This window comes from Melghirimyces profundicolus (assembly GCF_003054245.1).
GTDB lineage: Bacteria > Bacillota > Bacilli > Thermoactinomycetales > DSM-45169 > Melghirimyces > Melghirimyces profundicolus.
In genome coordinates, this window is sequence record NZ_QBKR01000048.1 from 1 (window position 1) to 8,368 (window position 8,368).

An 8,368-nucleotide genomic window follows, 5' to 3' on the forward strand; every position below is an offset into this window, starting at 1 on the left:
GAGGAGTCGATTGCTCGAAAACATGATTCTCCTTGGGCCGAAAAGATCCTTCCATCAAAAGGGATTACTGTATATGATCGGGGTTATCTGGATCTCGGGCGACTGGATGGGTGGGAAGATCAGGGACACTTGTTTGTGGTTCGCCTTCGAGACAACACCGTGGTTTCCAAGCAAAAAGGACTGAAACGGCTGCCGGTGGAGGGTTCCAATGTCGTGGGAGATGCGAGTGTGTTATTAGGTCGGGGAAAGAAAACCCGCCATCGATTTCGAATGGTTACCTTTCGCGATGGACGCGGCAAACCGATTCGGGTGGTCACGAATCTGTGGAATGTATCTGCAGAAACGATCGCTACGCTTTACAAAGAGCGTTGGCAGGTGGAGCTCTTTTTTCGTTGGATCAAACAGCACTTGCATGTGAAAAAGCTCTTCGGAACCAGCCAAAATGCTGTCTACAACCAGCTTTACGGTGCATTCATTGCTTATCTGCTGTTGAACTGGCTTTACCAACAAACCCAGTCTGAATAGCGTACGGTCCAACTTTCATTTATTCACTTTGTTCGAAAGCTTTGTTGGCGGCAATTACCGACAGAAGTTGAACTATCCGTTTATGAGTTATTAGACAGATACCGATGATTTTGGTTGATTTTCCCTAATCAACAGGCCTGATTGGATATATTAATATCATCAGGGATTATATAAAAAGAAAGCCAGGTGAATGGTTACCATTCGTAATAATTAAAGAACAAAACAATAAGATACAGCATGATAACCCAATGCTTAGCGATTACATTGAATTTTTGAGAGAATGTAATGGGGCTACTTTTGGATCAATAATACTCTTTTCTTGGGATGAACTTTCCGAGGAGGAATGGCGACTATGGGGTATGGAGGAGGAAACTAAGAATTGGATTTGTATAGGGGTAACCTTATCTGATGAAGTAATTGCTCTGAATAAATACGATGGATCAGTTCATTTGTTTCATCAAGGGCCTCCATTTCAGCATTTAGGAGTTTTAGGAAAGGATTTTAATGAATTCTTAGGAGATTACGTCTTTGGTATTAAGTATTTGGATATTTCTTGTGGAGATAAAGATGATTGGTATCAAATTCTCAAGAATTTTTAAATATTATCACGTATGAAGATAGGTAAGGTGTATGGAATGGTAAAGGGAGTCTTGCGGGGCAAACCCAACAAGCGATTATATACAATAATTAGGACAAGTAATTGATTTTTATCAAAGGAGATGACATAAGTACTCTGCACATTCTGTCCAGACTACTGAACTTGTTAACAAAGTAGAAAGTCAACAGGCTTTTTATGTTGAAATAAAAAGGTAACCTTTCAAAAAGGACGGATTGGGATGTTTCACACGGAAACCCATCGCCAGGGAACACTGGACATTGTGAATATGGATGAGTTGGTGCCGGAAGATCATTTGCTGCGGAAAATCGATGAAACCATTGACTTCTCCTTCATCGCGGAAAAACCCGTCCGTTGTATTCCCCGGACAACGGGCGTCCCTGTCTGGATCCGGTGAAGCTTTTCAAGATGCTTTTCATCGGCTACTTGCGGCATTCGTTCGGAACGACGGTTGGTGGAAGAAGTCCGGTTGAACATTGCTTACCGTTGGTTTGTGGGACTCTCCTTGAGTGATCCGGTGCCTCATCCTTCCACCTTCAGCCAGAACCGGCCGGTTTCACAGGACAACGATCTTTTAGGACATCTTCGACGAGATCGTCCAACAAGGGATGGAACACGGTCTCATCGACGGGGAGGAATTATTCACGGACTCCACGTTCCTCAAGGCCAACGCCAATCCCCACAAGTACATGGAGGAAGTGGTTCCTGCGGTGGTGACCCAATCTCCCGCCGAATACATCGCCGGGGAGAGGAAGCTTCGTGCACTTAAAAAACGAAAGAAACGGCTCCGGAAACAAAGAAAATGAAAGTGAGCACCACGGATCCCGAGAGCGGATACATGATACGGGAGGGGAAACCCCGGGGATTTTTCTACTTGGATCACCGGACGGTGGACGGCAAACACAACCTGATCACGGATGTGTATGTGACACCGGGAAATATTCATGACTCGAAGCCGTATCTGGCTCGCCTGAAACGGCAACAGGAACGCTTTGGCTTTTCGGTGAAGGCGGTGACGTTGGATGCCGGGTATTTGACGAGTTCGATCGACGGTGTTGCCGTTGGCCTTGGTCTCCTTCAGCTTCTGCCCCCGCGGGGTGTAGGTGAAGGTGGTCACCTTGGGTTCCGGGTCGGAGGCGGATTTCTTGTTGGTCACCTGCTCCACCAAATCCCGGACGTCGTAGGCGTATTCGGCGATCTGGTCGTCGTGGGTCCGTTTGAGCGGGTTCCCGTTGGGATCATAGGTGTAGCTGGTGGTGTTCTGGACAACGCCGTCCTTTTTCTCCTCCACCTTCGCCACCTGGTTCAGCCCGTTGTAGGTGATGGCGTAGGTGTCCACCTTGGCCCCGGAGCTGTTGTCCGTCATCGTGGTCAGGTTGCCGTTGGGGTCGTAATCGTAGGTGAAGTCCTTCTGCTCGGTGTCCGTCTCCCCGCTGTGGTCCCGGACCAGTTTCACCACGTCGGCCACCACGATGCCGTCGGCGTCATCGGTGAGCGTGATCTTGTGGGTGTTCCCCGCTTTGAACGGATAGGGCCGAGCTTCTTCCACTCGGTCTCCGAACCCGAGGCGATGTTCTGGTTCACTTCCACCGTGGTGCTGCCGCCGTCATACTCGATGGTGTAAGGGGCGTTGGTGGCCCGGTCCTTGTATTTCTGGTAGCTGACCCAGACTTCATAGTCCCCGTCTTTCGGGACGTTCAGCTTCCAAGTGAAGTAGTGGTTGTCCGTGTCGCTGTCCGGGTATCCGGTGTCTTTGTAGTCGTACTGGTAGCTGTACCCCTGGTGCCCGGCGACGTTGTTGGAGGTTTTCCAGTCTCCGGAAAAACTCCACGTTCGGGGTGTCGGAGTTGTCCACCAGGACGACCTCTTGGCCCACGGGCACTCCGTCGTCGGACTTGGCTTTCAGTTTCCCGTCGGGATAGTAGCTCCAGCTCATGGTCCGGCTGTTGGAGCCCCCCGCGGAGGTCAGGGTCCGGCTGATCTGCTGCCCCAGTTCGTTGTAGTCGTAGGTCGTGGTGATGTCCCACGGGTCGACGCTCTTTTTCACCCAGCCGTTGTCGAAGTACTCGTAGGTGGTCACGTTGCGCAAGGGGTTCCCGTCGGGATCCGTCTGTCCCTCCGACGGTGGCGCACTCACTTTCACCCGGTTGCCCACTTCGTCGTAGGTGTAGATCATCTTCGCCTCAGGGTCGATATTGACGCCGTCGTGGGGGAAGATCTCTTCCTTCACCCGGTTTAAGGCGTCGTACTTCGTCTCGTGGATGAAGTCGTCGGGCTCGCCGGTGGTCTCCACGCCCCGGGGGGTGATCACCTTCGTCCGGTTGCCCACTTCGTCGTAGACATACTGCGTGGTCCGGTAGGTGATCGTCCCGCCGTCGTCCTTGTGGGGCACCTTCACCTCTTGGACCAGGCCCCGCTGGTCATAGGCGATTTGGGTGGTGTTTCCTTCCTTGTCGGTGACGGAGGTTCGGTTCCCGTCCAGGTCATAGGTATACTGGGTGCTGTGCCCCTCGGCATCGGTCACTTTCGTGACCCGGTGGTTTTGGTCGTAGGTATATTTCGTCGTGTAGTCCGTGGTGTCGCTGGACGCCGTTTTCTTGGGGTCGAGCACGGTGACGACATTGCCGACGTTGTCGTATTCATAGGTGATCGTGTCTCCGTCGGCGTTGGTGACCGAGATCAGCTGGTAGATGTCGTCGTACCCGTAGGTGGTGACGAAATCATCCGGGTTGGACGTCGTCAGGTTCCCCTTGGGCTCGGTCTGCTTGATCAGGTTCCCGACAAGGTCGTATTCGAAGGTGGTCTTCCGTTCCGGATCCGTCGCCTCGTCCTTGGGTTCGGTCATGGAGACCATCTGGTCGGCTTTGTCGTAGGTGTAGGTGGTCACAGCACCGTTGGGGGCCGTCTCTTTTGTGATGTTGTCGTTTTTGTCGTAGACCGGCGCGGGGGTGATGATGTACTCACCCGCGTCTTGATCCTTGGGCTCCTTCTGCTCCAGCGGCCGGGCGAAGACGTCGTAGGTGTACGTGCTTTCCTTGCCCTTGGCGTCGGTGATGGAGACCACGTTCCCCCGCTCGTCGTAGGCGGTGGTGGTGGCATTCCCCAGCGCGTCGGTGATCGTCTCCGGATACCCGGTCGGGTGGTAGTTGCTGTATGTCGTGGTGTTGCCGTTGGCGTCGGTGGCCGTCAACAGCTGTCCAGCAGGGTCGTAGGTGTAGGAGGTCTCATAGTCCCCATCCTTCAACGGTGTGGCGTTACCCATCGGGTCGGTGACGCGGATGAGATTCCCCACGGCGTCGTAGGCAAACGTCCACTCCCGGTTTTCCGGGCTCACCTTCTTGGTGAGATCGGCCACGTACCCGTTCAGATCGGTCTGGTAGTACAGCCTGGTGGCGGCGGTGCCGTTCTTGTTGGCTTCGGCGTCTTTCATCGTCAGCGGGTACCCGGTTTTGGCATCATACGTCCAGGTGGTCACCGCCCCGTTGGCCTCTTCCAGACGGATGACGTTGTTGTCCGCGTCCCAGGAGAGCTGGGTCACTTCCCCCTTGGCGTTGGTCGTTTGTTCCGGCAGACCGTAGCCGTTCATCCGGTAGGTGGTGCTCTTCCCGTTGGCATCGGTCACCGTGGATTCGATGTACGAGCCGCTGGTGCCGTCGGGGTCCACGTAGTCAAAGGTGGTATCCCCGCCTTCCCGGTCGGTCAGGGTTTGCAACCGCCACTTGTTAAGGTTGTCGGTCTCGGGATCCGACGGCATATAGTAATCGAGGTGGGTCGCATTCCCCCGGGGGTCGGTGATCTTCACCAGTTTCGTGTTCCGGTTGGTGTTGGTGGCGTCGTAGGTGTAGAACGTGGTAGCCAATTGATTTGAGGTTCAAAAACCTGGGGACCGAATGGTTTTTTCTACTCCCTTTTTTAAGGGTCGAGTTTTCGTTTTAGATTCATAAAAAATACCCCAGCAAAGGGTTTTCTTCGCTGGGGTTTACCATTGCTTTCGCTCCTTCATTCTTCATCATAACGTTGTTGGCTAAACCGTGAAATCCACCCATCTTCTGTATATAATTCACCCGGTAACCCATCACTGATTTGGGACAGTCTTATAGCCTTTTGTTCCTTAAATACTACAATGTCCACTGTTTCTTCATATTGTTCAATCGTCCATAGAAGGTGATGAAGTGTAACATCTACAATTATGGGAATCAGGTAGTGTAACCCCTCCATAGCTTTTTGATCAAAAGATGAGAGGATCTTCTCCCTTATTTTTTCATCTTGCATTCTCCCATCAATTATCATGTCTATTTCTAATATTGCTTTATCACGAACCTTTGTCATTAGCAGCTCCCCAAATTGATCCAGAGTCATTTTTTCTTTACTCAGATTAAAAACCTCCTTCAATACCAAGGTATTCTTGTTGGTGCCGTAACACCATCCCGATTCAACCACGCTCTAGACTGTTGAACTAAATATACCGCTTCACTTCGGGGAACTTTACCAGCAACCAGTGCCTCGATGGCTATACGAACATGTTCGGCCAATGTGTTGGGACGGCCACTTTCAGCCAGCTCCTTAAATAACCTTCGTTGTGCCATTGTCATTTTACCATGTCTCCAACCCCGTTGTTCCATATATGCATTGCTAATACTCAACCCTCTATAATCGTCATATGCTGATTTCCTTCAAAAGCTTTCTTGGCATGAATGTGGTGTCCCCTTACACTACCGTAAGCACCGACATCAGTTGCTTTATAACCGGGAATACCCCCTAAGCTTCTCCAGCTGCCCCGTGGATAATTCCCCCGCCATGCGAAACCAAGACTTAGATTTCCCGATGTACCCACTGTCGCACCATGAGCAAAAGCCGCTTCAGCAATGATCTCAGGGGACAACTTATTCATCCGATAGATCAATGCGGCCCATTCAAACCGGTAGGCAGCATCAAATCATATTTTTGCCGGATCTCAGAAACCTTGTTCGAATACCATGTGGTACTCCAAGAAAGATCATCCATAAAGTAGCCGAGATCTTCGACGACCGTGTAGGACCTAAACGCCCTTTCGACGGGGTGCATTGCGTTTAATTGAGCCTGTTCTTTTTCATAACTACTGTATGCTTCCGTGTCCGGGGCTTTGCCGGTATCACTGGGAGCTGTAAAGCGTGTTCCACTGGAACCGCCCCCAATAATGATCACATGCCCATCAAACTCCACCATGGTCACCGGGTTCCCACCCGCAAAGGCATACCGGTTCATGTATCACGGATCCATGGTGAGTTTTTCATATCCGCCAGGGCGCCGTTGTACATATCCCGAGTCAGGAACCGATTCAGTCCCGGATCATGGTCCCTAAAGCCCATATTGTACTTGTCGATAAGCCCCCGATTCAGAGGCTCATCGTCTTCTTATAAAAAAAGGCGGCTGACTTTTAGTTGTCAGCCGCCTTTAGATAGACATCAAAAATCAGGCTGGTCCGAGTATGTCCAATTTGACCAATGGGTGTTGCTCTCCTTAATCTCTATGATGGAAGGATCATTTTTGGCAATCGCTGAATCCAATTGTTGGAAAAACTCAATTTGACTTGGTTTTTCCATAACATCTGGGTGCCTCCAGTGTTCTGTTCTAAAAAATAAAGGCATTTCCTTTTCGATCCCAATCACTTGAAAAAGTTCCTTGTCATGAATCCAGAATTTATCACGGAACAGGTAACATAACAAACGAAGTAATTTGGTGGGTCCAAAAGGATCTGGCTCTATACCAGCATTTTGATAATCTTCTTGAGTGGGTCGAACCCAGACTTCTTCTCCCTGGATCTTTACATGGATCATATCATAGGGGGAAATTATAAACTCCCCTTCGTCATTCACGGGCCATTCCGGAAAAGAAAGGATTTCTTTACCGAAAATTTTTCTTCCATTGTAATTACTTCCCATTACATTTACTATATTCTTGTAATCACCATCAAACGCTACTGTTTCAATAGTTAAAAGCCAATCTTTTTGATCTTTAAAAACAGATAGTCTCGCTTGGGCCATATTTATATTATCATTATCAAAAGTAATTAGATCAAGCATTGCATCATCTACAACCCTTAAGAAATCACCTTTCAAATTTAACACCTCTTTAACTAAAAATAAGGAGAAAAGTTGGGTGGTCACACCCAACTTTTCTCTGTGCAACTCACCTAAAAACGTTCGATGCCCAATCTTGTAGTTCCCCCATAAATTCAGGAACTTCTCTTTTAATAATTGACAAAAGTCGACCCTGTCTCTTGGAACATACATCACAATGAGGAAATACATAAACGTCTACTTTACCTTCATTTATTGCATTAGCAGGATTATGATCCCTAATAAAGGTACCCCATATATTTTTAGCATCTTTACTACCACAACTGTGACACCCAAATTCTTCCCCTATTTCTTGATTCTTTCTTTTAACAGGACTTGTCCAGTTACGACTTTTACCCTTTGGCCAGTATACCCCTTTCTCAGCGAATTCCCCCAGATAAAGCAAGTGTTTATTCTCTTCCCAAAACTCCAGAAACTCTTTGGATGCATTGGGAGGTGGGCTTGGGAGAAGCTTAAGTGCTTCTTCCCGGGAATACTTATATTCTCGTACAAGCTTGGTTACAACTTCATCTAATCCTTTTTCCGCGAACCCGAATGTTTTTCTCTGTATTTTTCCAATAGGAATGTAATCGGTCCAGCCCAGCCCCAGGTCATTAATTATTTGGTCAAATACCTCACCAAAATATAGAGAATGTCCTTGAGTATGCGAAGCGTCATACCAATTTGTTTTTAACCCTGGACCATCAGGAGTATAGAAACGCCCCGTAGCCTCTTCGTAATCTTTAACAGGATCTTTACTTCCGTCAAATCCATCCGGTATATGCCCATCCAACTCCACCATGGTCACCGGATTCCCGCCGGCAAAGGCATACCGGTTCATGTTCCACGGGTCCATGGCGAGGTTCATGTCCGCCAATGCCCCGTTGTACATATCCCGGGTGAGGAAGCGGTTCAGGCCTGGATCATAGTCCCGGAAGCCCATGTCGATCTTGCCGGTGGTCGGATCCCACCGCTTGGCGTTGAAGCGGTAGACGTTATAGGGCTCTTGGTCCGGGGTCTGCGGATCGGGCTTATCCACCCCGGTGAACTCTTCCTCGTCCGGCTTCCCGTAGGCGGTGTACCCGTAGGTGGCCCGGGTGTTCCCGTTCTCGTCAGTGAGCACCTCCAC

General features: G+C 49.6%; 7 protein-coding genes and 2 pseudogenes. 3 read left to right on the forward strand and 6 right to left on the reverse strand.

Annotation, left to right across the window (positions count from 1 at the left end; all coding sequences use genetic code 11):
- The 3 genes and pseudogenes from C8P63_RS18230 to C8P63_RS19665 all read left to right on the forward strand — a co-directional run.
- Window positions 1–525: IS4 family transposase (locus C8P63_RS18230; RefSeq protein ID WP_108026733.1), on the forward strand; the 525-nt coding region annotated here is incomplete at its 5' end.
- A gap of 248 nt (window positions 526–773) precedes the next feature.
- Entirely contained in the window at window positions 774–1,124 is a 351-nt protein-coding gene (locus C8P63_RS18235; RefSeq protein WP_146172216.1) for an SMI1/KNR4 family protein, read from the forward strand.
- 237 nt (window positions 1,125–1,361) lie between these two features.
- Window positions 1,362–2,189 (forward strand): annotated as a pseudogene (locus C8P63_RS19665) (transposase); the annotation flags it as partial.
- A 404-nt stretch (window positions 2,190–2,593) separates the two neighbouring features.
- Here the strand turns inward: C8P63_RS19665 and C8P63_RS20160 are convergent.
- From C8P63_RS20160 to C8P63_RS18270, 6 genes and pseudogenes are all read right to left on the reverse strand, one after another.
- Window positions 2,594–2,911: pseudogene (locus C8P63_RS20160) on the reverse strand (golvesin C-terminal-like domain-containing protein); the annotation flags it as partial.
- Complete coding sequence (locus tag C8P63_RS18250; protein WP_483869526.1) at window positions 2,814–4,895, reverse strand: hypothetical protein; 2,082 nt, start codon at window positions 4,893–4,895, stop codon at window positions 2,814–2,816. The pseudogene C8P63_RS20160 and the gene C8P63_RS18250, both read right to left, overlap by 98 nt.
- A gap of 245 nt (window positions 4,896–5,140) precedes the next feature.
- On the reverse strand, window positions 5,141–5,470 hold the full coding sequence (locus C8P63_RS18255; protein ID WP_245921033.1) for an epimerase: 330 nt from the start codon (window positions 5,468–5,470) through the stop codon (window positions 5,141–5,143).
- Window positions 5,471–6,040: 570 nt separating this feature from the next.
- Complete coding sequence (locus tag C8P63_RS18260) at window positions 6,041–6,352, reverse strand: hypothetical protein (protein ID WP_108026745.1); 312 nt, start codon at window positions 6,350–6,352, stop codon at window positions 6,041–6,043.
- A gap of 233 nt (window positions 6,353–6,585) precedes the next feature.
- The gene (locus tag C8P63_RS18265; RefSeq protein WP_146172217.1) at window positions 6,586–7,239 is read right to left on the reverse strand and encodes a DUF7003 family protein; all 654 of its coding nucleotides are present in this window, start codon (window positions 7,237–7,239) and stop codon (window positions 6,586–6,588) included.
- Between the two features lie 70 nt (window positions 7,240–7,309).
- Window positions 7,310–8,368: RHS repeat domain-containing protein (locus C8P63_RS18270; RefSeq protein ID WP_170109759.1), on the reverse strand; the 1,059-nt coding region annotated here is incomplete at its 5' end.